At 37.4% G+C, this 471-nt stretch carries 1 pseudogene; it reads right to left on the reverse strand.

The window, feature by feature from the left end:
* Positions 1–107: 107 nt before the first annotated feature.
* Positions 108–471, reverse strand: a pseudogene (locus V6C27_14815) (transposase).

Below are 471 nucleotides of genomic sequence, written 5' to 3' on the forward strand. Positions count from 1 at the left end.
ATGTCCGCATACAGAAGTGTATTTGAGTTTTAGGGATGTTGGCAAGTGGTTTTTTCATGCCTTTATTAACTAGCTAACATACATAAATTAACTGCCAAAGCCTACATTTTTATTTTGCCATAAACAAAAAAAACGACGGGGTAAACACGATTTAAAGGTCTGGATTGCCACTCTGCAATCAGTGGTAGAATTTTATCTGTAATCTTACTAACCATGGTTGGTGACACGTCGACACCGTAAATTTCACGCATGTGGTCTTCAATATCACGGGTAGACATACCTTTAGCGTACATTGCAATAATTTGATCCTCCAACTGATTGGAAGTATTCTCGTATTTTTTAATTACTTGCGGTTCAAATTCCCCATTTCTGTCTCTTGGAATTTCAATTTCTGATTTACCAAACCTGGTTTTTATGTTTTTCTTGCTGTAGCCATTGCGACTATTACCACTGTTGTTGCCAGCAGGATCA

It is taken from the genome of Peptococcaceae bacterium 1198_IL3148 (genome assembly GCA_036763105.1).
Taxonomy (GTDB): Bacteria; Bacillota; Desulfotomaculia; order Desulfotomaculales; family Desulfohalotomaculaceae; genus JBAIYS01.